This is a genomic window from Nonomuraea sp. LPB2021202275-12-8, assembly GCF_037044575.1.
Lineage (GTDB): Bacteria > Actinomycetota > Actinomycetes > Streptosporangiales > Streptosporangiaceae > Nonomuraea.
Genome location: NZ_JBAHWD010000017.1, coordinates 14,600 through 37,822 on the forward strand (window position 1 = coordinate 14,600; position 23,223 = coordinate 37,822).

General features: G+C 68.6%; 18 protein-coding genes. 13 read left to right on the forward strand and 5 right to left on the reverse strand.

Annotation, left to right across the window (positions count from 1 at the left end; all coding sequences use genetic code 11):
* Window positions 1–17: 17 nt before the first annotated feature.
* Entirely contained in the window at window positions 18–413 is a 396-nt protein-coding gene (locus V5E28_RS27625) for a cold-shock protein (RefSeq protein ID WP_336210703.1), read from the forward strand.
* Here the strand turns inward: V5E28_RS27625 and V5E28_RS27630 are convergent.
* Window positions 410–1,879, reverse strand: coding sequence for an MFS transporter (locus V5E28_RS27630; protein WP_336210707.1), 1,470 nt, complete (start codon window positions 1,877–1,879; stop codon window positions 410–412). The two genes, V5E28_RS27625 and V5E28_RS27630, sit on opposite strands and share 4 nt — an antisense overlap.
* Before the next feature lie 168 nt (window positions 1,880–2,047).
* Here V5E28_RS27630 and V5E28_RS27635 point away from each other — a divergent pair, with 168 nt between their 5' ends.
* The 5 genes from V5E28_RS27635 to V5E28_RS27660 all read left to right on the forward strand — a co-directional run bounded on the left by V5E28_RS27635 (window position 2,048) and on the right by V5E28_RS27660 (window position 11,423).
* Entirely contained in the window at window positions 2,048–2,848 is an 801-nt protein-coding gene (locus tag V5E28_RS27635) for a DUF3027 domain-containing protein (RefSeq protein WP_336210709.1), read from the forward strand.
* A 77-nt stretch (window positions 2,849–2,925) separates the two neighbouring features.
* Complete coding sequence (locus V5E28_RS27640) at window positions 2,926–5,982, forward strand: sacsin N-terminal ATP-binding-like domain-containing protein (RefSeq protein WP_336210711.1); 3,057 nt, start codon at window positions 2,926–2,928, stop codon at window positions 5,980–5,982.
* Between the two features lie 1,353 nt (window positions 5,983–7,335).
* The gene (locus V5E28_RS27650; RefSeq protein WP_336210714.1) at window positions 7,336–9,159 is read left to right on the forward strand and encodes a DJ-1/PfpI family protein; all 1,824 of its coding nucleotides are present in this window, start codon (window positions 7,336–7,338) and stop codon (window positions 9,157–9,159) included.
* A 274-nt stretch (window positions 9,160–9,433) separates the two neighbouring features.
* Window positions 9,434–10,939, forward strand: a complete 1,506-nt coding sequence (locus V5E28_RS27655) for an MFS transporter (protein ID WP_336211107.1) — start codon at window positions 9,434–9,436, stop codon at window positions 10,937–10,939.
* 43 nt (window positions 10,940–10,982) lie between these two features.
* Window positions 10,983–11,423: a GNAT family N-acetyltransferase gene (locus V5E28_RS27660; RefSeq protein ID WP_336210716.1), complete on the forward strand. Its 441-nt coding sequence runs from the start codon at window positions 10,983–10,985 to the stop codon at window positions 11,421–11,423.
* A gap of 401 nt (window positions 11,424–11,824) precedes the next feature.
* On the opposite strand, the gene V5E28_RS27665 is transcribed toward V5E28_RS27660, so the two are convergent.
* Window positions 11,825–12,880, reverse strand: a complete 1,056-nt coding sequence (locus V5E28_RS27665; protein ID WP_336210718.1) for a hypothetical protein — start codon at window positions 12,878–12,880, stop codon at window positions 11,825–11,827.
* Between the two features lie 300 nt (window positions 12,881–13,180).
* Here V5E28_RS27665 and V5E28_RS27670 point away from each other — a divergent pair, with 300 nt between their 5' ends.
* The 3 genes from V5E28_RS27670 to V5E28_RS27680 all read left to right on the forward strand — a co-directional run bounded on the left by V5E28_RS27670 (window position 13,181) and on the right by V5E28_RS27680 (window position 16,430).
* Window positions 13,181–15,022, forward strand: a complete 1,842-nt coding sequence (locus tag V5E28_RS27670; protein WP_336210721.1) for a sensor histidine kinase — start codon at window positions 13,181–13,183, stop codon at window positions 15,020–15,022.
* A gap of 76 nt (window positions 15,023–15,098) precedes the next feature.
* A complete protein-coding gene (locus tag V5E28_RS27675) occupies window positions 15,099–15,704 on the forward strand; it encodes a response regulator transcription factor (protein WP_336210723.1) in 606 nt (201 codons plus the stop codon).
* 222 nt (window positions 15,705–15,926) lie between these two features.
* On the forward strand, window positions 15,927–16,430 hold the full coding sequence (locus V5E28_RS27680) for a GNAT family N-acetyltransferase (protein WP_336210726.1): 504 nt from the start codon (window positions 15,927–15,929) through the stop codon (window positions 16,428–16,430).
* A 77-nt stretch (window positions 16,431–16,507) separates the two neighbouring features.
* On the opposite strand, the gene V5E28_RS27685 is transcribed toward V5E28_RS27680, so the two are convergent.
* The 3 genes from V5E28_RS27685 to V5E28_RS27695 form a co-directional block, all read right to left on the reverse strand.
* On the reverse strand, window positions 16,508–16,972 hold the full coding sequence (locus V5E28_RS27685) for a response regulator (protein WP_336210729.1): 465 nt from the start codon (window positions 16,970–16,972) through the stop codon (window positions 16,508–16,510).
* A gap of 394 nt (window positions 16,973–17,366) precedes the next feature.
* Window positions 17,367–18,845, reverse strand: a complete 1,479-nt coding sequence (locus V5E28_RS27690) for an alpha/beta hydrolase (protein ID WP_336210733.1) — start codon at window positions 18,843–18,845, stop codon at window positions 17,367–17,369.
* Window positions 18,846–18,972: 127 nt separating this feature from the next.
* The gene (locus V5E28_RS27695) at window positions 18,973–19,185 is read right to left on the reverse strand and encodes a DUF2530 domain-containing protein (protein WP_336210735.1); all 213 of its coding nucleotides are present in this window, start codon (window positions 19,183–19,185) and stop codon (window positions 18,973–18,975) included.
* A gap of 82 nt (window positions 19,186–19,267) precedes the next feature.
* Here V5E28_RS27695 and V5E28_RS27700 point away from each other — a divergent pair, with 82 nt between their 5' ends.
* The 4 genes from V5E28_RS27700 to thpR all read left to right on the forward strand — a co-directional run bounded on the left by V5E28_RS27700 (window position 19,268) and on the right by thpR (window position 23,135).
* Window positions 19,268–20,710 (forward strand): NCS2 family permease, encoded by a 1,443-nt coding sequence (locus tag V5E28_RS27700; protein ID WP_336210737.1) that lies wholly within the window; start codon window positions 19,268–19,270, stop codon window positions 20,708–20,710.
* Window positions 20,711–20,849: 139 nt separating this feature from the next.
* Window positions 20,850–21,278 carry a MarR family winged helix-turn-helix transcriptional regulator gene (locus tag V5E28_RS27705; protein WP_336210738.1) on the forward strand — a complete coding sequence of 143 codons (429 nt, stop codon included), beginning with the start codon at window positions 20,850–20,852 and terminating at the stop codon, window positions 21,276–21,278.
* Between the two features lie 23 nt (window positions 21,279–21,301).
* The gene (locus V5E28_RS27710; protein WP_336210740.1) at window positions 21,302–22,525 is read left to right on the forward strand and encodes an MFS transporter; all 1,224 of its coding nucleotides are present in this window, start codon (window positions 21,302–21,304) and stop codon (window positions 22,523–22,525) included.
* Between the two features lie 52 nt (window positions 22,526–22,577).
* Entirely contained in the window at window positions 22,578–23,135 is a 558-nt protein-coding gene (thpR, locus tag V5E28_RS27715) for an RNA 2',3'-cyclic phosphodiesterase (RefSeq protein WP_336210742.1), read from the forward strand.
* Window positions 23,136–23,223 lie beyond the last annotated feature (88 nt).

Below are 23,223 nucleotides of genomic sequence, written 5' to 3' on the forward strand. Positions count from 1 at the left end.
TTGAACGAGGTCCTCCTGTGCCGAGTGGCAAGGTCAAGTGGTACGACGCCGACAAAGGATTCGGCTTCCTCACCCGTGACGACGGCGGTGAGGTCTTCGTGCATTCATCCGCGCTGCCGGCCAATGCCGGGCCACTGAAGCCCGGCCAGAAGGTCGAGTTCGGCGTGGCCGAGGGCCGGCGCGGCCAGCAGGCGCTCTCGGTGCGGATCCTCGAGCAGCCGCCGACGCTGGCCAAGGTCAAGCCCAAGGCCAAGCGTAAGAAGCCGGACGAGTTGGTGGTCATCGTCGAGGACCTGATCAAGCTGCTCGACGACGTCTCCACCTCCTATCAGCGGGGCAAGCATCCCGACGCCGCGCACGCCAAGAAGATCGCGCAGGTGCTCAGGGCCGTCGCCGACGACCTCGACGCCTAACCGTTCGGGTTCGTCAGCGGCTTGGTCGTGTCGATCGGCTCGGCGGGCTGTTCCGGATAGGTCTCCGGATACTTGGCGCGCGCCCTGCGGTTGGCGGCGCGGATGCGCGTGCGCCTGGTCACGACCAGCCAGCCGAGCACGGAGGTCAGCACCACGGCGAGCGTGACCAGCCCGGCCGTGCTGCTCTCCGTCAGCGACAGGACCAGGCCGATCAGCCCGCCGAACACCCAGGCGAGCTGGAGCATCGCCTCGACCACGCCGAACGTCGACGAGCGGACCTCCTCGCCGATCTCCCGCTGCACGATCGCGTCGAGTGCGAGCTTGCCCAGCTCCTGGGCGAACGCGGTGATCAGCGAGATCGCGACCGCGGCCCACAGGCCGAAGAAGATCGCGGCCAGGATCGTGGTCAGCACGGTCGTGGCCAGCGTGAGCAGCACGACGAGGCCGGGCGCGTGGTTGCGCGTCCAGTTGGCGGCGAACGCGCCGATCAGGCCGCCCAGCCCGGCCGCCGCCGCCAGCACCGCGATCGTCTTCGGGGTGTCGAAGAACGGGTCCGGCACGGCCAGCCACGGCACGCCCTTGTCCTGCACCAGGAAGAGCAGGAAGAACAGCAGGAAGCCGGAGAACAGCCGGATGGCCACGTTGGCCCAGACCGCCTCGCCCACCGCGGGGCCCACGTTGAGCAGGGTCCGCCAGCGCGGCGCCCGGCCTTCGGCGGGCGTCTCCTCGTCGAGGTCCGGCGAGTCGACGTGCCGCGGCAACCGGACCGTGAAGACCCCGCCGATCAGGAACACCACCATCGCGACCCGCAGCATCACGGTGCTGCCCAGCCACAGCGTCAGCCCCGCCCCGACCGGCACCATCACCCCGGCGGTCACCAGGGAGAACAGCGCCACCCTCGCGTTGGCCGACACCAGCGTGATGTCGGCGGGCAGCACGCTCGGCATGATCGCGGCCCGCGACACGTTGTAGGCCTTCGACAGCACCAGCACGCCCAGCGCCCCGGCGAACAGCGTCACCAGGTCCTGCGGCCCCACAGCGGCGGCCATCGCGAAGCACAGCAGGCCACGGCCGAACAGCGTGCCGGCCATGACGTAGCGGCGGCCCGACCTGAACCGGTCGAGGATCGGTCCCACGAACGGCGCCAGCAACGCGAACGGCAGCATCGTGATGACCAGGTAGAGGGCGACGGGCCCGCGCGCCTCGCCGACCGGCACCCCGAAGAAGACGGTGCTGGCCAGCGCCACGGTGACCAGCGTGTCGCCCGCGCTGTGCCCGGCGGTGAGCTCGATCAGGCGGCCGAGGCCGGTGCGGTCGGCGCCGTTGGCGTGGGTGAGGCGGCGGGTGGCCCGGCCGACATTCCGCACGCCCCTGCCCGTGGCCTTGCCGGCCCGGGCGGTGCCGCCGGCGGTCGCCTTCCCGGCGCGCACGGTCGCGCGGCCCGCGTCCGCGACGCCGCGTCCCATGCGTCGCGAGATCTCTCTCGCTCGCTCCCAGCCTCCCTCCACGCTTACCAGTCTTACCCGATCGCGAGACGATCTCAGCGCCGGATCCGGACTTGTGGGCCCCGTCCGGTCCGGCTATGGGTGAGAATGAAGTGTGAGCGAACAGCACCTTTCGGCGGAGGCGGGCCGATGAGCCGTGCCAGGACCCGCGTCTCCGCGCCCGACCAGGCCTGTGTCGACGCCGTGGATCTGGCGCGCGCCGCCGCCGGGGAGCTGGCGCGGCCGGGCGAGCCCGGCGAGCACCTCGGCTACGAGGGCGAGGGCGACCGGATCGTCACCCACTACTTCGCCTGTCTCGACCGCGCCTATCGCGGCTGGCGCTGGGCCGTCACGGTCACCCGTGCGTCCAGGGCCAAGAACGTCACGGTGAGCGAGGCCGTCCTGCTGCCGGGGCCGGGGGCGCTGCTCGCGCCCGAGTGGCTGCCGTGGAGCGAGCGGCTGCGACCCGGCGACCTGGGCGTGGGCGACCTGCTGCCGACGGCGGACGACGACGACCGGCTGGAGCCGGGGTTCACCGAGACCGACGACGACGCAGATCGTCAGATGATTTTCGAGTACGGCCTGGGCCGGGCACGTGTGCTCTCGGCCATCGGCAGAGACCAGACTGCCAGACGCTGGCATTCGGGCGAGCACGGGCCGCATACTCCGATCGCACACGCCGCTCCCGCGCAGTGCTCCACCTGCGGCTTCTACTGGCTGCTGGCGGGTGAGCTCCGGCAGATGTTCGGCGTCTGCACCAACGAGTACGCGCCAGACGACGGCCGGGTGGTCGCCGTCGACCACGGCTGTGGCGCGCACTCCGAGGCCGCCGTCATGCCGCCGCCGGTGGACCAGGCCATGCCGATCCTCGACGAGCTGCGCTTCGACATGATGGAGGAGGAGGCCGGTTCGGTCGACGAATCCGCCTCGGAGGAGCTCGGTCACTCCTGATCGTCGCCTGTCGGGGAGTGTCGGTGCGGGCCGCTAACCTACGGTGGCCCCCTACTTCCAGTACAGGATCGTGATCGATGACCGACACCTTCGGCACTGACCGGATGCGAGCCGCGGTGCTCGCCGCCTGGACGGCCTCGCCTGCCAGGTTCCGTGAGGACGCCAACGCCGAGGAGGACTTCGCGCTCGGCGGCTACCGCGACCGGCTGATCGTGGAGCTGGCGCAGAACGCCGCCGACGCGGCGCTGCGCGCGGGCGTGCCAGGGGTGCTCCGGCTGACGCTGCGCGACGGCGTGTTGACGGCCGCCAACACGGGCGCGCCGCTCGACGCCACCGGTGTGGAGGGCCTGTCCACGCTCCGCGTCTCCGGCAAGCGTGACGAGGCGGGGGCGGCCGGCCGTTTCGGTGTGGGGTTCGCGGCGGTGGTCTCGGTCTGCGACGAGCCGTCCATCGGCTCACGCGGCTCGGATGCGGTCCGCTGGTCGCGCGAGGAGACGACCGCGCTGGTGGCCGCGGCGCCCGAGCTCGCGGCCGAGCTCACCTCCCGCTCCGGCCACGTCCCGCTGCTCCGCCTGCCGTTCACGGCCGATCCGCTCGACGTCCCCGAGGGCTTCGACACCCTCGTACGGCTCCCGCTCCGCGACGAGGCGTCGGCCCGGGCTGTGCGGCGGATGCTGCAGGAGGCGAGCCCGGCGCTCCCGCTCGGCATGCCCGCCCTGACCGCGATCGAGATCGACCTCGACGGCACGGTCCGCACGGTGTCGGCCGACGGCTGGCACGTGGTGTCCGACTCCGGCGCGTTCGCCCCCGACGAGGTGGCCGCGCTCTTCGCCGACCGTCCCACGGAGGAGCGCGCCCGCCCCTTCTGGTCGGTGCGCTGGGCCGTCCCGCTCACCGGCACGTCGGAGCCGGGTCCGCTGCCGGCCGCGGTGCCGCCGGTGGTGCACGCGCCGACGCCCAGCGACGAGCCGCTCGACCTGCACGCGCTGCTGATCGCCTCCTTCCCGATGGCCACCGACCGCCGCCACGTGGCCAGGGGCCCGCTGACCGACTTCCTGGTCGGCAAGGCCGCCGACGCCTACGTGAGGCTGCTGCGGGAGCTGCCGCGCACTCCCAAGCTGCTCGACCTGGTCCCCGCCTTCATGGGCAAGGGCGAGCTCGACGCCCGGGTCCGCAGGGCCATCCTGGAGCGGCTCCCCGGCATCCCGCTGCTGCCCGCGCTGTCGGCTCCCGCGCCCGCCGTGCAGACGCCGTCGTTCGCCGACGCCGACGTCTACGAGCCCGACGCCGAGTGGCAGGTCGAGCACCCGGCCAGGGAGCCGGAGGCCGACGGGTGGGTCGTCACGGGCCGGGAGGCCGCCGTGGTGGCCGGATCGTCCGAGCTGCTGGCGGCCGTCGCCGATTTCGTCCCCGGGCTGCTGCCGGCGGGCTGGCCTGCCCGCCACCCCGCCATGGTCTCGCTCGGCGTGCGCCGGGTGGAGCTGGCCGACGTGGTGGACCTGCTGTCGGGGGAGGCGGTGGAGGCGCGCGACCCGTCGTGGTGGCGCTCCCTCTACGAGGTGCTCCCGGCCGACGATCCGGAGTCGCTCGGCGCCCTGCCGGTGCCGCTGGCCGACGGGCGGCTGGTGCGCGGCCCGCGCGGCACGCTCATCCTGGAGCCCGGATCGGTCGCCTCGGGCGGCGGGCCCGAGCAGGTCGGGCTCGATCTCGCGCCGCTCGGGCTGCGCATCGTGCACCCCGACGCCGCCCATCCCGCCCTGCTGCGGCTTGGCGCGGCCGAGGCCACCCCGCGGACCATCCTCGACGACCCGCTCACCAAGGCGGCCGTCTCCCAGTCGCTCGACAGCTCCGACCCCGAGCCGGTGGCCAAGGCGGTGCTGTCCCTCGTCGAGGCGGCGTCGCTGGCCCCCGGCGAGGCGCCGTGGCTGGCCGAGCTGGCGCTGCGCGGCGCCGACGGCGAGCTCTACCCGGCGGGCGAGCTGATGCTGGCCGGCGGGGCGCTGGCGGGGCTGCTGGAGCCCGACACGCACCTCGGTGTGGCCGCCGCCGAGCTGGAGGAGACCTACGGCCCGCGGGTGCTGGCCGCCGCCGGAGTGCTCGACGGCTTCGCCGCGGTGCACGACTCCGATGTGCTGCTCGACCATGACGACTGCGACCACGACCTCGATCGCGAGGACGAGTGGCTCGACCACGTGCACGACCTGCTGCCGGAGCTGGACGTGCCGCCGGTGGTGCCGGAGTTCGTGGCGGTGCGGGATCTGGAGCTCGTCGCCGACTGGCCTGCCGCGCTGGAGCTGCTGACCAGGCCGCCGCTGCGCGCGGCGCTGCACCCGCTGCGCGTCGAGGGCGTCGAGGTGCCCTCCTACACCGCCTGGTGGCTGGCCGGCCGGCCCGTGCTCGGCGGGCGCAAGCCGCGTGAGCTGCGGTTGCCCGGCGCCGACCCGCTGCTGCAGGGCCTCTACGGTGACGCGCCGGTGGGGCTCGACGAGGCGGCGCTGGCGATGCTCGGCGTGCGCACCACGCTGGCCGAGCTGCTCGACTCCCACGGCGGCCCGGAGGAGCTGCTCGACCTGATGGCCGACGAGTCCGTCGAGGTCGACCGCGGCCAGCTGCGCGCGCTGTGGATCGCCCTCGCGGGCGTCGAGCCCTCCCGGGTGGCGCCGCCGCCCCGGGTGCGCTCGGTGCTCGGCGGCGACATCGTGGTGGCCGACGCCGAGGACGTCGTCGTGGTGGAGGCTCCCGACCTGCTGCAGTTGGTCACCCACCATCCCCTGGTGCTCGCGCCGTACGATCTGGCCGAGTCGCTGTCGGAGCTCCTCGACCTGCCGCTCGCCGGCGAGACGACGTCCGGGGAGGTCACCTCGGCGGGGGAGACGCGGCAGGTGCCGCCCCAGGTGCGCTCCCTGCTCCCGACGGCGCCCGAAACCTACGTCGAGCACGAGAAGTTGCTGGTGGACGGGGTGGCGTGCGCGTGGCGCTTCTTCGAGGGCGCCGTGCACTGCACCGGCCTCGACGGGCTGGCGCGCGGCCTGGCCTGGGCCACCGGTCAGTGGAACGACCGGCTGGCGGTCGCCGCGCTGCTGCGCGACCCCGCCGCCGTCCCCCTCCTGCTGGCCGAGGCCGACCTGTCGTAGCCCCGCCCGGCCTGATGGCCGGGCGGGCTCACGGGTCCTGCCCGCCGGTGTGGTCCACCGGGCGGGACTTGCGGCCCGCCTGAGGGTCCGTATGGGGTTGAGATCAGTGGGATCGCCTGCGCTTTGGTTTCCGGCCCTGGTAGGCCATCGCCATGGCGCGGAAGACCTCACCGATGACGAGTGGTCCTTGATCGAGCCTCACCTGCCATGGGTGCGCGAGGCCCATTCCCGACCTGCGGCAGCAGTTCAACGCTGTGATGTGGCTGTTTCGGACCGGCAGCCCGCGGCGAGATGGGCCCGCCGAGTACGGACCTTGATCCACCGTCTACGACAGGTTCCGGTCGTGGGCCACGACGGGCATCTTCGAGCAGTTGATGCAGGCCGTGATCGCTGAGGCCGCGGCTCGTGGTCAGGTCGACCTCGATCCGGCCTGACCTTCGTGCCCAGATCGAACACCTCCGACGGCAGCACGCCCGGCCACCCGTCTCATCCGGCGTGACCAGCCTCAGCCGCGCCAGCACCGAATCGCTCAAACGCCGCCTCACGCTGGCTCACGAGACGCTCACACAGCTTCGGGAGGAGAATCAGCGGCTCCGACAGGACCTCGCCCGCATCCACGGGCAGCTCCGCGAGGCCAAGAATCAAGCAGGGCCGAACGTGATCCACGGCCGTTCTGAAGAGCTCGAACGAGGTCGTCGTGGACAAGTGTCCAGGACACAAGGCCCTCGGCTGTCAGCGCCCCCGCCTTCGAAGCCGCAGCGATCCCGGCGACGCCATACTCGTGCCCGACAGGCGGGCCTGCTCCAATGCCGTTGATCCCGATAGCGCGCCCGGCCTACGCAGCAGGATCTCCAGATAGTCGGTTCAGCTCCAGCCGATCGCTCGCTTTGGCGCTGAGCAGTTGCAGCCCCCTCTCGAACGCATCTCGCGGCAGCCGATCATGCCGTGCGATCAGGAGAGGAAGACCCGTGCAAAACACACGTTCACTCCTGTGCGAAGCCCACCTCGGAGACGTGCCGCAAGCACTGGTGGCGTTTCACCACGACGGATCACACTCAGCAGCACAACCACAAACAGCGCCACACCCGTTCTCCGATCGTCACGGTCGCAGGGCCGGACCCGGGCCGGCTGCTGGTGCAAATCCCAGAGAGGTCGCCATGGGGACCACCCTCACCACTGATCACCTCGATTCACACCGCGGATGGTGCAGCGCCCGTAGCGTCCCCGCCCCGGACAGGCCCCCCTGCACCAGCCCCCTGTATCTGCTCCCCAGGACGGATACAGCACTGTCCCGTTCCTCACGTTAGGAGAACCACAATGGTGATTTCTGCGCCACGTCCCAGCAGGGTCGGCATGGCCGGCCGCTTCGTGGGGCGGTTCCTCGAACTGATGATCGCGATGTTCTTCGGGATGCTGCTGCTCGACCCGGTCTGGGCAGCGCTCTTGCCCCCGGTCGCCCGCTTAGATGTCAGCGCTCTGATCATGGCCGTCCAGATGGCCCTCGCCGTAGCGGTGTGGATGGGTGTCCGCCGCTACAGCTTGCTCGCCATCGCCGAGATGGCGCTGGCAATGATCGGCCCGTTCCTCGTGCTGCTCGTCCCGTTCTGGCTCGGTGCGATGTCCGGCGCTACGGTGATGATGGCTGGGCACATGCTCATGCTCGTCTGTATGCCGCTCGCCATGGCGCGACGGCGCACCGAGTATCTGCGCTCCCGCCCTTCCGGCCGGCGGCGATGGCTGGTGCGCACGGCTGTCGTGCTGGTCGCGCTGCTCGTGGCGGGAGGCGTCTCCGCGGTGAACACCGTCAGCGTGTTCGCCGATCTGTATAAGGCGCGCCCGGATGCGGGCAAGATCAAAGTGGCTGCCAAGACGGCAAATCATGACCGTAACAAGCCCACCATTGCCTTCCTCGGCAGCGACAACGGCACCAACGTGGCAGATCTGCTCGCTCCCTACGAAATCCTGGCGGGCACAGGACGGATGAACACCTACGTCGTCTCCGCCGGCGCCCGACTGCTGCCGATGACGGGCGGGCTTGACATCGTTCCCGATCTGACCTTTGACGAGCTGGCCCAGCTGATGAGCCGGCAGCGCGACAGCGTCGATGCTGTCGTCATTCCTGCGCTGCAGAAGCCCGAGCCCGCGGAACGCACCTCGACCAACGCATGGTTGCAGCGCCAGTCCACCGCCGGCGCGCTCATGCTCAGTGTCTGCACCGGGGCTGACACACTGGCCGCCAGCGGCCTGCTGGACGGCAGACCCGCGACTTCGCATTGGTGGCGCATGTCCAGGCTGCGCGACGACCACCCAGCCGTCCAGTGGAGCAATGGCCAGCGGTACGTCGACGACGGCAACGTGATCACGACTGCCGGTGTGCTGTCCGGAATCGACGGCGCGCTGCGCATCATCGAGCGCCTCATCGACAGCGAGACGGCGAGAGAGGCGGCGGAGCGCATCCACTGGCGGCACTACTCTCCCGGTACCGCCGCCCAGATCCCCGCCCTCGCTCTCGAGCCCGCTGACGCGGTCGTCGCGCTCAACACCTCCTACCGCCCGGGGCCGACCACGATCGGCGTGCAACTCACCGATGGCATCGGCGAGGTGGAACTCGCTTCCGCTTTCGTCTCCTACACCGAGCATGCGATGGTCGGCGACACCGTCGCGCTCGGAGATGGCCCCATCCGCTCCCGGCACGGCCTGACCTTCGTGCCGCGCTCGACCGTCACTGCGGCTGCCGGAGACCTGGAACGCCTGCTCGTTCCCGGGCTGGACGCCGCCCGGCGTCAAGTGATGGGCGCGGCGCAGACGACGATCACGGGCGGTCTTCAGCCCGAGTACCTCCACCCCGACGAGGAGTTCGCGTTCAACCCAGTCATCCGGGACATCGCCCGTACCTACGACCTGCAGACCGCCCGGTGGACGGCAAAGACATTGGAGTTCCCGCTGGCCGACGTCAAGCTGACCGGCAGCGACTGGCCTTGGGAAGCGGTCCTGACCCTCATCAGGCTGATGCTCATAGGAGCTCTGGGGACTCTGGCCGTCACCGCGGTGATCCGCTGGATGATCCAGCGATCGGGTAACCGGCGAGTGCCGGGCCCGACCGACGGTGACGACGCGTCACACCGCGCCGCCACCGCTGACACAGATTCCGTCACCAGGGTCGCCGCAGGAAGGTGACCGCCTGCTCGTCGCTTCGGCTGCCGCGGACATGCGCGTCAGCCGAAGCGACCCCCAAGGCACACCAGGGAGCCTGCGCCGCTCCCTTGGCCACCATCCACGTACGAGACACCGCGTGACCAATCCCGGGCAATCGCTCGCACGCGGGTTCGAACCTCTTGCCCGCATCCGCGGGCAACGTGCCTTGTAAGGACACACACCGAGGAGCGCCATGGCGTCTTCAACGATTCATCTCCACCGGCACAACAACATCACGCTCTGGCTCTCCCTGATCGTGTTGGCCCTGCCGGCCCTGCTGCTGTTCATGATGCTCACCATCTTGTTCCTGGCCATTCCCCAACTGGCCACAGACCTTCAGTCGTCCCATACCGAGACGCTGTGGATCACCGATATCTACGGCTTCCTGATGGCCGGCTTCCTCGTCACGATGGGCACCCTCGGGGATCGTTTCGGGCACCGCCGGTTGCTGATGACAGGCGCTGCCACCTTCGCCGTCGTCTCGCTGATCGCCGCCAACACCACCGACCCCCAGCTCATGATCCTCTGGAGAGCCGTCCTGGGCGTCGCTGCCGCCACCCAGATGCCGGCCACCCTGGGCCTGATCTTCACCACCTTCACCGAGCCGCGACAGCGCGGCATCGCCGTCGGCGTCTGGTCAGGAGCCATTTCGGTCGGCACCGCCCTCGGCCCCGTGGTCGGCGGAACATTGCTGGAGCTGTTCTCCTGGCGGGCGGCCTTCCTGGTCGCCGTTCCGATCATGGTGGTGGTGCTGGTGGGCGCACCGTTGCTGCTGCCCGACAATCGCAACCCCGCGGCCAAGCGCCCGGACCTGATCAGCGTGGCGTTGTCGCTGGCGACGCTCCTGCCGATCGTCTACGGAATCAAGGAAGTGGCCCGAGGCGACTCGCTGGGCCCACCGCTGGCTGCGATCACGGTAGGAGCAGCCTTCGGCGTCTGGTTCTTCAGACGCCAACTTCGCTCCACGGATCCGCTGCTGGACATACGACTGTTCGCCAATCGGACCATCAGCGCGGCGCTCGGCGTCTCCCTGCTCTCCGCCATCGCCCTGGGAGCCATCTATCTCCTGGTCACCCAGCACCTGCAATTGGTCGAAGGACTCTCTCCGCTGCAAGCAGGCCTTTGGGTGTTGCCCGCCGCAGCGCTGCTGGTCGTGGTTTCCACCCTGTCACCCATCCTGGCCCGGCGCGTGCGCCCAGGCCTGCTCATCGCAGTCGGCCTCGCCATACAAGCGGTCGGTTACCTGATGATCAGCCAGGTCGGCAGCATCGACGGGCTGGCGATGCTCCTGACCGGTTTCATCGTGCTCTATCCCGCCGTCGCACCTTCCATGGCCCTCACCACGGACATGGTCGTCGGATCGGCACCTCCGCACAAGGCCGGAGCAGCCTCCGGACTCGCCACGACCTGTAGCGACCTCGGCATCTCGCTCGGTATCGCCGTCATCGGCAGCATCGGCGCGATGGTCTACCGCTCCCAGGCGAGCCAGACGCTACCGGCCGGGCTCTCGCCTGAGGTCGCGGAGGCAAGCCTCGACAGCCTGGGCGGCGCGGTGTCGGCTGCACCAGATCTGCCCGACGCCCTCGGTGCGACGCTGCTGGCCGCAGCCCGGCAGGCCTTCACCAACGGACTCAACGTCGCCGCAGGCGCCGCGACGATCATCGCCGTCGCCGCGGCATGGCTGGCGTTCACCCGACTCCGGCACATTCCCCCGACCCACCCATCGACCGCCGCTTCCGCCGATGACCAAGCTCTCACGTAACGAGACGACTCTTGTCGAAGCGACATGCATGAGGAGATACACCATGACGGTGACAATCCGCCCCGCCATCCCTGCCGACGCGACCACCTTGCGCGCCCTGATGCGGGAACTGGCGACACATCAGGGGCAAGCGAGCGATGTAGTGGTGAGCGCAGATCGTCTGAGGGACCTGCTGAGCAGCCGCAGCGATATCGGTTATCTGATCGCTGAGCGAGCTGACAGGGCGATCGGCTACGTCTCCTGGGTCGAGCGGGTCAGCCTGTGGAGCGGCCAAGACTATCTCGCGCTCGACGACCTGTATGTCAGTACGAGCGAGCGCAGCACCGGAGTCGGCACACAGCTCATGCACGCCCTCGCCGACGCGTCCAGCGGTCGGACGATCCGCTGGGAAGTGGCGGAAGCCAACCAGGCGGCGCAGCGCTTCTACCAGCGCCTTGGGGCGAGCATCTTCACCAAGAAGATCTGCCGCTGGCAAAGGAGTTGACGCCGTACCAGACCGTGCCGAGGGGTCATGAAAGACCCTCGGCGCGGGGAGTCGCTGCGTGCATGGGATCCTCCACATCTCATCGGGGCCGCCAACGGTTGGCACATCATGCCCAGGACGCTCCCCTCACCCAAGGGTCGGCCCGCGTACCCTCACCAAAAGGGCAAAGGATGACGTCTGACGCGCTGGGGGCACGATGCGCCGTTTGCCGTTATTGATCTGTTCGTCATCGGCTACCGAGACCGTCGCGCGAGCCGGCGTGCCTCCCACTCCTCGGGCGTCAGCGTCCCCGCCTCAACCTCATCCGGGGGGTCCACCAGCACAACATCAGACGGCTGTTCCGGCAGCAGCAGTGGGGGCGGAGGCGGCGCAGTGTCTCCGGCTTCCACTTCTGTCTCGTATCAGGCCAACCTCCAATGCCGCAAACGCGACATTCCGCCCTCGTTGACGTCAACGGTGAGCCACGTGCCGGCGGGAAGAGGGGCGATGTGCGGCCCGACCCTGTCGTCGGGATAGTCGAGGCGTCCGAGGGGCCGCAGGTGCTCGGCTCCAAGCAGCAGATGGCACGCACCGGGGCTGAACAGCACATGATCTACGCCGAGCTTGCGCACGTCGTGGGGTTCCTCGTTGAACCCGCCACCCAGATGTAGCACGTCGAGTCGCGCCAGCTCACATTCCTGCGATCCGATGAGCTGGTGGATGCCGACGTCCGCTCGGTCGTCGTCCGTTCCTGCAATGTACTCGGCACGGCGCAAGGACAGCAGGCGTGTCGGGGTGAGCAGATCGGTGATCTCGCGCATGTTGCGAATCCAGCGCGTTCGCAGCGGCTGCTCGGTCAGGTCAACGTACAACGTGACCCAGCTCTCCCAATCGATCCACCGCGAGACGGTGAGATGACGGCTGTCGGAGTGCCAGCGTTGAGTGACCTCGAGTGTCGGAAACCCGAGACGGTGCTCGGCGAGAACATCGCCGGTGACAGTGTCCAGCAGCAGCCAGGTCGACCATACGGTCCTGTCATCTGACCGCGTTGACGCTCCGGCAACCAGCACAGACACCTGGGTTCCGTCGGGGCTGACCGCCGGAGGAGCCCCGAGCGCGGGGGACAGGCCAGGCCCTCGAACCCCCTGCACGGCCCAGCGCGCATGCCGGTGCTCCCACAGGATGCGATCACCGGACATCGCCCGGATCGATTCGGCACCGGCCACGATCAGCGTCGTGCCCGTGGGTGTCAGCGCTGCCATGGCGCCCGGTTCACGCGGCCAGCGGTCGACGGGAGTCGGCTTGCCGGCCAGTAAGGACGCCCGGTCGAAGGCAACGAACTCGCCGTCGAGGGTCGCAAGTACACAAGTCGTTGAACGCGACCACTGCTCGGCAGCCGAGCCCAATACCAACTGAGGATGAGTGTCGATGCTTCCCAGAAGTTCGACCGGAAGTGGCCGATCCAGCTCATCGCGCATGAGCTGATCCTGCCACGTGCGATCCGCTCGACGAGAGTGCGCACCTGCTCGCGTTCCAATTGGTCCACCTGGACGGCGATGCCCTCGCAGCCGGTCTCATTTACGGTCGCCGCGCAACGAATGGCAGCGAGCGACAATGCTTCACGGCTGCGACCCCGGCAAAGTGCATACTCTGCATATCACTCTGCGTGTAATAGACCGAAATGACCTACGGTTGCTGGCGGGGGTGCATGCGTGACCTGGAGGCGTGGATTGAGCAATGCCGGCCGACGGGGGGATTTGGCCCCGCGGACTGCGTGGATGTTCGCTGCGGCCTTCCTGTGCCTGGTTTTTCCGGCGAGATTAGCCGTTGCGTTCGATAACGCGGGGCCGGCCGCTGCGGCGGCGGCCGCGGCGACGTTCGCGCTGCCGTTGCTGTACACCGTCCCTCTCGGCCGGGCGGTCTGGAAGCGCCATCGAAACTGGCTCCTCGCCGCACAGGTCGTTCTGACCTACCTTCCTTTCGCCATCTTCGGTCAGGACTGGGTCGTCGGCCTGCCGGGATTTCTGGCTGGCCTGATCCTGCTCACCGTGAGAGCTCCGGTGTCGTGGGTCCTGTTCGGAGCCGTCCTCATGGTCGAAGCGGCTCTGCGAATCGACATCTCGCTTCCTGTCGGTACGTCCGTCTCGGCGACCATCTGGGCCTTCAGCGTCCCCGTGAACACAGCCGTGGCGTTGTTCGGTCTCGTGCGCCTGGCCGATCTGGTCACTGGCCTGCACGCGACCCAGGCCGAACGTGCGGCCCTGGCCACTACGCGACAACGCCTTCGCTCAGAGGGCCGCCTGCGCGAGGCGATCGGTGACCGGCTCGAGGCTGTCAACGCACACGCCACCGCTGCCCGACTGGTCCTGGCCGACATCCCCGATCAGGCCCGCAGTCAGATCGTGGATGCGGCCGCTGTCGCACGCCAGGCGCTGGCCCAGGTTCGGGTGGCGGTCGCCGATGATGACCCTGACCCCAGTACGTCCGAGGCTGGACAGCCGGGGGATACCATGGCGCCGCGGGTGGCTCGATTCGTGTTGGTCGTGGTCTTGTGTGCCTTTTCCACGCAAATTGTGGCGAACGTTGTGCAATCGGAGCCCCCGACTATGGCCGCGGTCAGTTCCGTGCTCATCGTCATCGCGATCGTGATGCTCCAGCTCCACCACACGCCCTCACGCCGGGAAGGCAGCCGGCCACGCGCCTGGGCCTGGACCCTCGCCGCTCAAACGCTCTTGAGCTTGGTGTCCTTTCGCGTCGAGCTGACTCTTCTCGCGATGGCCACGTGCGCAGCAGGCTCGATGCTTCTGCTGCTGCGCGGCCGGTGGGCGTGGGCAGGATTCGTCGTCATCTCCTTCACTGTGGGCATGATCATGGCGGCCTCCCGGCCGTACACCACTTATAACGTCACCCCCTATTACCCGGTGTACGCGTCAACCACGGTCGCAGCATACGGACTTGTGATCTACGGATTGACTCGTCTGAGCGACCTCGCGCACCAAGTAGAGGCGGCGCGCCAAGACCTGGCCCAGATGGCTGTCCTGCATGAGCGGCTGCGTGTGGCGCGCGATGTCCATGACCTTTTGGGGCTGGGGCTGTCGGCGGTGGCGCTCAAGTGTGACCTGATCATAAGACTGATCGGCCGAGACGACACCCGGGCCCGCGATGAGCTCGAACGCCTGATGACACTGGTGGCCAGGGCGCGGTCCGACATGCTGTCGGTGACCGGCGAGGCGCATAACCTCCTGTCCCTGCGCAGCGAACTCGACGCAGCTCGCGACACACTGGCGACTGCCGACATCGAGGTGCGCGCCCTTGTCCCGTCCTCGCCAGTCCCGCCCTCTATCGATGCAGTGCTCGCCACGGTATTGCGGGAGGCCATCACCAACATCCTGCGCCACTCCACCGCGCAACAGTGCACCATCCAGTTGTCCGTGGCCGATGGGGCCTTTCGGCTGTACGTCGTCAACGACGGCGTTCCCACAGCTGAGGTGTCCACCACCAGCGGCGTCGGTGTGCGAAGCCTGCGCGTACGTGTGCAAGCCCTCGGCGGGCAACTCACCGTCGGGCCGGACGGGAAAGGCCGGTTCGAGGTGATGGTGAAGATCCCGTTCACGGCGTGACCAGCGCCTGTGATGTTAGGTTGAGGGCCGGGGCGGAACCGACGTCGGCTCATGGTGGTTGCTGGGGGAGGGACAGTTGGTCCGGGTTCTGATCGCTGAGGACATGCGCATCCTGCGTGACACCCTGGTCGCCCTCCTGGAGTTGGAGGATGACATCGAAATTGTCGCCGAGCTTGCCTCCGGTGCGGAAGTCTTGCCTGCCGTACTCCGCCATCAGCCGGACGTGGCCGTGCTCGACATCGACCTGCCCGGCACTGACGGGCTGACCGCCGCAGCGGAGATACACCGGCAGTTGCCCCAGTGCCGTACGCTGATCTTGACCGGCCTCGGCAGGCCAGGAACGCTCCGTCGTGCTCTTGCCGCGCACGTCTTCGGCTTCATCGTCAAGGACACGCCGGCACAGGAGCTGATCGATGCCGTACGGCGAGTGGCCAGTGGTGAACGCGTGATCGACGCGAAGTTGGCGCTGGCGGCGCTGGAAACATCTCGCAACCCGCTCTCGCCTCGCGAGCTCGAGGTCCTCAAGCGCCACGCCGCCGGTGCTTCCGCCGCTGAGATCGCTACTGACATGTCTCTGTCGTACGGGACCGTTCGCAACTATCTAGCGGCCGCGGTCACCAAGCTGGGTGCGCGCAATCGAGTCGATGCCGTACGCATCGCCGGCGAAGCCGGCTGGCTTTGACCGCACGGGTGCCGAGATGTGTCTCTCAAGGCCGGGTAGAGAAGCGGCTCGTGATGCTCGGCGACGTCGAAAACCCTGCTGTACATCAGCGCGAGCATCGAGGTCACAAGCATGCCCGTATGCGAATCGGCTCGATAGCGGCACCATCAAATGGCTCGGTGGCAGCTCGACACTCGCCTGTCACCTTCCAGAGGTCTTCTGCCAATGAGTGACAATGGATCCGTGATCCTCCGCTTGGCCCGCGCCGACGACGCAGACATGATTGCCCGTATCTGGCATCAGGGATGGCGTGATGGGCATCTGGGCCACGTCCCCGACGAACTCGTCGCCGCTCGCACAGCAGAAGCGTTTCACGTGCGTTCGTCAGAGCGGATCAGCGACACAACAGTCGCCGTCGCCGAAGGCGCGGTCGTGGGGTTCACCATGGTGGTCATGGACGAGGTCGAGCAAATCTACGTGGCTGAGCAACAGCGCGGCACCGGAGTCGCCGCCGTCCTGCTCAGCGAGGCGACATACCGGGTCGCTGCGAACGGCTACAAGCGGGCGTGGCTCGCCGTGGCCAGTGGCAACACCCGTGCCCGGCGGTTCTATGCACGCAACGGGTGGATCGACGATGGCCCTTACGACTATCCCGCCGCAAGCGCGGCCGGGCCCATCATCGTCCCCTGCCACCGCTACAGTTTTCCGGCCCACCCGGGCGGGCCTACCAGGCCTCTTGCGGGTTGAGCCGGCAGGCACGACACAGGAGATCGCCGAGTGCGGATTCGTACCCGGTAAACACCACAGCGGCATAGGTGGCGCGATCAGGCGTCGCGGAGAGGCTGTTCGCCTACCGCAACGCGACGGATGGCATCGATGAGCAGATCAGCAGGACCGTCCTTGGTCAGGAATCCTGACGCTCCGGCCGCTGCCGCGAGGCCGCTATAGCCCGCACGGGGAAGCCCTGTCAGGATGAGGACGCGGCAGGTGGGCAGCCGCCGGCGCAGTTCGGCGGCCGCGGTCAGACCGTCAACCACAGGAAGGTCGATGTCGATCACCGCTACGTCTGGGTGATGCGCCAGCCCGGCGGGGACGATCCGCTCGCCGGAGGCAAGAGCGGCGACGACCAGGAAATCTTCCTCCAGTTCGAGCAGAGCGACCAGCGTGTCCCGCAGATCATCCATGTCCTCAGCGATCAGAATCCTCGTCACCGGCGGCCGTCGCGGCGCCGTCGCACCGGCGATGATCTGCCTGCCACGGTTGTTACCGTCCACGCCTGTGTTGGCCATACTCCAGTGTCCGTTCACCGCCGGAGCCGATGCCAGTGCGGCTGGCCACGAAGCCGCCATGCACAATGCGGGGCGCGGAGCATGCAGATTGCACATCGGGGATTCCCGGCTTCATTGTGCCCGGCCCACGGGCCATCACATTCGGACATGACGCTGAGACATCCGAGCCAGGTCGCGAGCGTGGGTCTCCTTCGTACGGGACTCGGCGGTTCGGCACGGGTGGCCGCCCTGAACAGTGTGAAGGCTCGGCATCGCGATGAAAGTCCCGGCACTCCCGCGGGGGGCATCAGGTCGTCTGGCGCTGACGCCGCCCCGCGCCATACTGACGGATCAGCTGCGGCCCACCTACCTGCCTGGCGTGCCTTGACGACCTTCAAGCGGCTGTCCAGCTAGGTCAGTTGGCGGGGCAGCTGCTGCCCGCGCCGGGGACCTTGCCGGTCAGCATGTAGGTGTCGACCGCGCGCATGACGCAGCTGCTGCCGCTGAGGTAGGCGCCGTGGCCCTCGCCCTCGTAGGTGACCAGGACGCCGGTCTTGAGCTGCTCGGTGAGCGTGAGCGCCCACTGGTACGGGGTCGCCGGGTCGCCCTTGCCGCCGATGACCACGATGGGCGCGGAGCCGGTGGCGTCGATCTTCTTGGCCTCGTCGGTGCCCTTGGCGGGCCAGTGGGCGCAGACCGCGCCCGAGCCGTCGCTGGCCAGGATCGGGAAGACCTCCTTGACCTTCTCGTTGATCTCGGCGGTCTCCGCGGCGGTGGGCCGCTCGGCGGTGTCCACGCAGTTGATCGCCTGCAGGCTGGTCATCATGGTCGAGTAGGTGCCGTCGGGCTTGCGGCCGGTGTAGGAGTCGGCCAGCGTGAGCAGCGTGCTGCCGTCCCCCTTGAGCGCGGCGGCGGCGCCCTGCTCCAGCATCGGCCAGGTGGCCTTGGCGTACAGCGGGGTGATGACGGAGAGCTGGCCCAGGCCGTAGGTGAGCTCGCGGTCGCCGACCTTGAGCGGCTTGGTCTTGAGTCCGTCCATGAGCTTCTCGACGGTCTGCTCGACCTCGTCGGGGGTCTTGCCCAGCTCACAGCTCTGGGCCACGCAGCTTTCCGCGAAGGCGTCGAAGGCCTTGGCGAAGCCGGTCGCCTGGATCACCGCCCGCTCTTCGAACGTGACCGTCGGGTCGTAGGCGCTGTCCAGTACGAAGCGGCCGACGTTCGCCGGGAACTTGGTGGCGTAGACGGCGCCGAGGTGTGTGCCGTACGACATGCCGAAGTAGTTGAGCTTCTCGTCGCCGACGGCGGCGCGGATGCGGTCGAGGTCCTGGGCGGCGTTCACGGTGCCGACGTGCGGCAGCACCTTGCCGGAGTCCTTCTCGCAGGCGGTGGCGAACTCCTTGGCGAGCTTGTCGCCGTCCTCGTCGGCGGAGACGTCCAGGAGCTTGTCGAGCTCGCCGCCGCACTTGATGCCGGCGCTGCGCTCGACGCCGCGGGGGTCGAAGCTGACCAGGTCGTAGCGGGTGCCCAGGCCGGCGAACATCTGGCGGGCCATGGGCAGCGTGTCGACGCCCGACCCGCCGGGGCCGCCGAAGTTGAACACCAGCGAGCCGAGCCGGTCGCCGGTGGCCTTGATCCGGATCAGCGCGAGGTCGATCGTGTCACCGGTGGGCTTGGCGTAGTCGAGCGGGACCGCGACCTTGCCGCATTCGACGGCCGGGTCGGGCGCGGCGGGCTTGCCGTCGGCGCCGGTGAGGCCGGTGCACGCGCTCCAGGTCACCGTGCCGGTGCTCTGAGCAGCGGGCTTGCCGGAGGGCTTGCCCGCGGGTTCGCCGTCGGTCCCGCACCCGGCGAGAGCCGTCACGCATACGAGGAATGTGAACAAGGTCTTCTTCATGGCATCAAGCATGATGTGAAGACATTTACCCAGGTAGTGCGGTGTAACAGCTCTTTTGGGTGACTTCCTGGACGGGTCAGAGGTGACATCGCGCACAGGCCGGACGTGACAGATGTCAGCCCAGAGATCAACTCGACCGGGTGCGGTGCACGAACCACATGCCCAGCAGGCCGAACCCGACGCCCGCCACGCAGGTCCAGATCCACCAGTAGTTCTCCGGAGCGGGCTGGAAGATCAGCAGCACGACCAGGGCGATCGCCCACAGGCCGGTGCCCACGGCGATCGCCGCGGTGTCGTTGGTCCTGATGGGCTCGGGGTCGGGGTGCCACCGTTGCGTCACAGGATCCAGCCTAGCTTCCAATCGGGTCTCGATCCGATTACCGGCCTTTTTCGCAAAAGACAACGACTGTCACTCTTCGCCCATGAGTGACACGCGTAACGCAATAGACAGATTCTTCGCAATCTCCGCACGAGGCTCGACCGTATCCCGTGAGGTCCGGGGCGGTCTCGCCACCTTCTTCACCATGGCCTACATCGTGGTGCTGAACCCGATCATCATCGCCAACGGCAAGGACATCCAGGGCGAGGTCATCGGCGACGGCACCACCCCGAACGTGGCGCTGGTCGCCGCGGGCACCGCCTTCGTTGCCGGGGTGCTGACCATCCTCATGGGCGTCGTGGCCAGGGTGCCCTTCGCGCTGGCCGCCGGGCTGGGGCTGAACGCCTTCGTCACGTTCAACATCGCGCCGTTGATGACCTGGGAAGAGGCCATGGGCCTGGTCTTCCTGGAGGGTGTCGTGATCGGCATCCTGGTCCTGACGGGGTTGCGGGTGGCGGTGTTCAAGGCCATCCCGGCCCAGCTCAAGACCGCCATCAGCGTCGGCATCGGCCTGTTCATCGCGCTGATCGGCTTCGTGGACGCCGGATTCGTGCGCCGCGTGCCCGCCGGGCCGCCGCTGGAGATGGGCATCGCGGGCAGCCTGACCTCCTGGCCGATCCTCGTGTTCGTCATCGGCCTGCTGCTCACCGCGGCCCTGGTGGCGCGCAAGACCAAGGGCGCGATCCTGATCGGCATCGTCGCCACCACCGTCCTGGCGATCATCGTGGAGGCCCTCGCCAAGTCCGGCCAGTTCTCCGCCGAGAACCCGGGCGGCTTCCAGCTCAACGTCCCGGCCGTGCCCAGTGAGATCTTCGGCTTCCACAACCCGCTCGTGCTGTTCGCCGAGTTCAACCCGTTCGGCGCCTTCAGCTCGGTCTCCGTCCTGCTGGCCGTGCTGTTCGTGTTCACGCTGCTGATCACGGACTTCTTCGACACGATGGGCACGATCGTGGGCGTGGGCCGCCAGGCGGACCTGGTGCAGGAGGACGGGACGCTGCCCCGTACCAAGGAGATCCTGCTCGTCGACTCGCTCGGCGCCGTCGCGGGCGGCGCCGGATCGGTCTCGTCGAACACCACCTACATCGAGTCGGCCGCCGGCGTCGGCGAGGGTGCGCGGACCGGCCTGGCCAGCGTGGTCACCGGCCTGCTCTTCCTGGTGGCCATCTTCTTCGCGCCGCTCGTCACGGTCGTGCCGTACGAGGCCGCCGCGCCGGCGCTGGTCGTGGTGGGCTTCCTGATGATGACGTCGGTCCGCGAGATCGACTGGGCCGACTACGAGATCGCCATCCCGGCGTTCCTGACCATCGTCCTGATGCCGTTCACCTACTCGATCTCCAACGGCATCGGCGCGGGCTTCGTCTCCTACGTGCTGATCAAGGTCGTACGCGGCAAGGCCAAGGAGATCCACCCGCTGATGTGGGGGGTCGCCGTGCTGTTCATCGTGTACTTCGCGCTCGGGCCGATCCGGGTGCTGTTCGGGCTGTGATCCAGGCGGGCCGCCCGTCATGGCGGGCGGCTCCGCGGGGTATCAAGGAGTGAGACGTACTCCGCGATTAGGGAAATATCGTGACTCCCCATATAGTTAGCAAAGGTAATGACTCGTGCTAACCAAACCCCAGCCCAAGATGGACCTGCGCAGCGGCGCCGGCCTCGCTTCAGCCCTGCGCGTTTCACTGGCAAGGCTGAACCGGCGGCTCCGGCGACAGGCGGCGGCGCACTCGCTGACCCCCACGCAGTTCGCGACGCTCGCCGCGGTGGAACGGCATTCCGCGATAACCCCCGGCGAATTGGCCGAGCTCGAGAAGGTGCAACCGCCCTCGATGACGCGCGTGATCGCCGCGCTCGAGGAGCGCGGCCTGCTCCAGCGCACCCCGCATCCGACCGACCGGCGCCAGGTGACCGTGACCGTGACCGAGGCCGCCGAGAAGCTGCTGAAGGAGGAGCGCCGACGCAAGGAGGCGTGGCTGACGCAGCGGCTGAAGGAGCTGACCCCCGAGGAGAGGTCCATCCTCAGGCAGGCGGCTCCGATTCTGGAGAAGCTCAGCAGGATATAGAGCCTGAGGAACCCAAGACCGGGATGTTCCGGTCGCTCAAGATTCGTAACTACCGCATGTTCGCGGCCGGTGGCGCCGTCTCCAACGTCGGCACCTGGCTGCAGCGCACCGCCCAGGACTGGCTGGTGCTGGAGCTGACCAACGGCAGTGCCGCGGCGCTCGGCATGGCGACCGCGCTGCAGTTCCTGCCGATGCTGCTGTTCGGGATGTTCGGCGGCGTGCTGGCCGACCGCTACCCCAAGCGGCCGATCCTCATCACCGCGCAGTCCCTGATGGCCGCCCTGGCCCTCGGCATCGGCGTGCTCACCATGACGGGGACCGCCCAGGTCTGGCACGTCTACGTGATGGCGTTCACGCTCGGCATCATCTCCTGCGTGGAGGTGCCGACCAGGCAGGCGTTCGTGGTCGAGATGGTCGGGCGGGAGGACCTGCCCAACGCCATCGCGCTCAACAGCTCCATCTTCAACCTGGCCCGTGTGGTGGGACCGGCGATCGCCGGTCTGCTCATCTACGTGCTCGGCGGGACCGGCCCGATCTTCCTGATCAACGCGCTCACCTTCGCCGGCGTCATCTCCAGCCTGGTCTTCATGCGCAAGTCCGAGCTGAACCTGGCCGAGCCGGTGCCGAGAGCCAAGGGGCAGCTCCGCGAGGGGCTGAAGTACGTGCTCAGGCGCGAAGAGCTGCTGATGCCGATCCTGCTGATCGCCTTCGTCTCGATGTTCGCGCAGTCGTTCTCGATGTCGATCGCGCTCATGGCCCGCGAGGTCTTCGGCGCGGGGGCGTCCTCGTTCGGCCTGGCCTCCAGCATGTTCGCCGTCGGCGCGCTAGGCGGGGCGCTGCTGGCCGCGCGCAGGGCACGCCTGTCGCGCAAGGTGCTGATCGCCGGCGCGATCGGGTTCGGGCTGTTCCAGATGGCCACCGCGTTCGCGCCCTTCTACCCGGTGTACCTGCTGCTGCTGATCCCCACCGGCGTCGCCCTGATCACCGTCAACACCTCGGCGAACGCCAGCGTCCAGCTCGCCACCTCGCCCGAGATGCGCGGCCGGGTCATGGGCATCTACATGCTGGTCTTCACCGGAGGAGCGCCCATCGGCGCGCCGCTGGTCGGCTGGCTCTCGGAGCTCGGCGGGCCCAGGACGGGCGTCATGCTCTCCGGCGTGCTCGTGCTCGTGGGCACGGGTATGGCGGTCCTGCTGACCAAGCTGATCGCCGCACGGGTCGCCACGCCGGCCCTGGCCGCAGCCTGAGCCACGCCCCTGATGACCACGTACGGGCGCAGCCGCGAGGACAATCGGTGACATGAGGCTCTTCGCGGCTGTGGTGCCGCCCGACGAGGTGCTCGACGAGCTCCAGCAGGTGATCGCGCCGCACGTCGGGCAGGTGCCCGGCCTGCGCTGGCCGGACCGCGCCACCTGGCACATCACGCTGGCGTTCTTCGGTGAGGTGCCCGAGCGGGTGCTGCCCGACCTCAGGGCGCGCCTGGCCCGCGCCGTCCACCGGCACACCGCCCCGACCCTGGCCTTCACCGGGTTCGGGGCGTTCTCTTCGGTACGGCGCGCCAGGGTGTTCTGGGCCGGGCTGTCCGGCGACCCGATGACGCGACTGGCCGACTCGGTCAAGGCCGGAGCCCGCCGGGCGGGCGCCGTACAGACCGACGTCAAGCGCTTCCATCCGCACCTCACGCTCGCCCGCGCCAGGGCGGAGACGGACCTCCGCCCGCTCGTCGAGTCGCTGTCCGGATTCGGCGGCTCGACGTGGCGGGCGGAGAGCGTCCGTCTCGTCAAGAGCGAGCAGGGCGCGCAGGTGAGGTACGAGTCACTCGACGAATGGGCGCTGGCATCCGCGCCGCCCGGCTAGGCTCCAGGGCGTGGATCGTCCTCGCTCCTGGCTGCTGCCCACCGTGCTCGGCCTCCTCCTGCTGATCGTGATCGTCGGCGCCCTGGTG

Excerpts from the sequence above, each read along its gene's own strand:
- V5E28_RS27630 (WP_336210707.1), bottom strand. The coding sequence starts at position 1,879 with ATGGGACGCGGCGTCGCGGACGCGGGCCGCGCGACCGTGCGCGCCGGG.
- V5E28_RS27635 (WP_336210709.1), top strand. The coding sequence starts at position 2,048 with ATGAGCCGTGCCAGGACCCGCGTCTCCGCGCCCGACCAGGCCTGTGTC.
- V5E28_RS27640 (WP_336210711.1), top strand. The coding sequence starts at position 2,926 with ATGACCGACACCTTCGGCACTGACCGGATGCGAGCCGCGGTGCTCGCC.
- V5E28_RS27650 (WP_336210714.1), top strand. The coding sequence starts at position 7,336 with ATGGCCGGCCGCTTCGTGGGGCGGTTCCTCGAACTGATGATCGCGATG.
- V5E28_RS27660 (WP_336210716.1), top strand. The coding sequence starts at position 10,983 with ATGACGGTGACAATCCGCCCCGCCATCCCTGCCGACGCGACCACCTTG.
- V5E28_RS27665 (WP_336210718.1), bottom strand. The coding sequence starts at position 12,880 with ATGCGCGATGAGCTGGATCGGCCACTTCCGGTCGAACTTCTGGGAAGC.
- V5E28_RS27670 (WP_336210721.1), top strand. The coding sequence starts at position 13,181 with ATGTTCGCTGCGGCCTTCCTGTGCCTGGTTTTTCCGGCGAGATTAGCC.
- V5E28_RS27685 (WP_336210729.1), bottom strand. The coding sequence starts at position 16,972 with ATGGCCAACACAGGCGTGGACGGTAACAACCGTGGCAGGCAGATCATC.
- V5E28_RS27690 (WP_336210733.1), bottom strand. The coding sequence starts at position 18,845 with ATGAAGAAGACCTTGTTCACATTCCTCGTATGCGTGACGGCTCTCGCC.
- V5E28_RS27700 (WP_336210737.1), top strand. The coding sequence starts at position 19,268 with ATGAGTGACACGCGTAACGCAATAGACAGATTCTTCGCAATCTCCGCA.
- V5E28_RS27705 (WP_336210738.1), top strand. The coding sequence starts at position 20,850 with ATGGACCTGCGCAGCGGCGCCGGCCTCGCTTCAGCCCTGCGCGTTTCA.
- V5E28_RS27710 (WP_336210740.1), top strand. The coding sequence starts at position 21,302 with ATGTTCCGGTCGCTCAAGATTCGTAACTACCGCATGTTCGCGGCCGGT.
- thpR (WP_336210742.1), top strand. The coding sequence starts at position 22,578 with ATGAGGCTCTTCGCGGCTGTGGTGCCGCCCGACGAGGTGCTCGACGAG.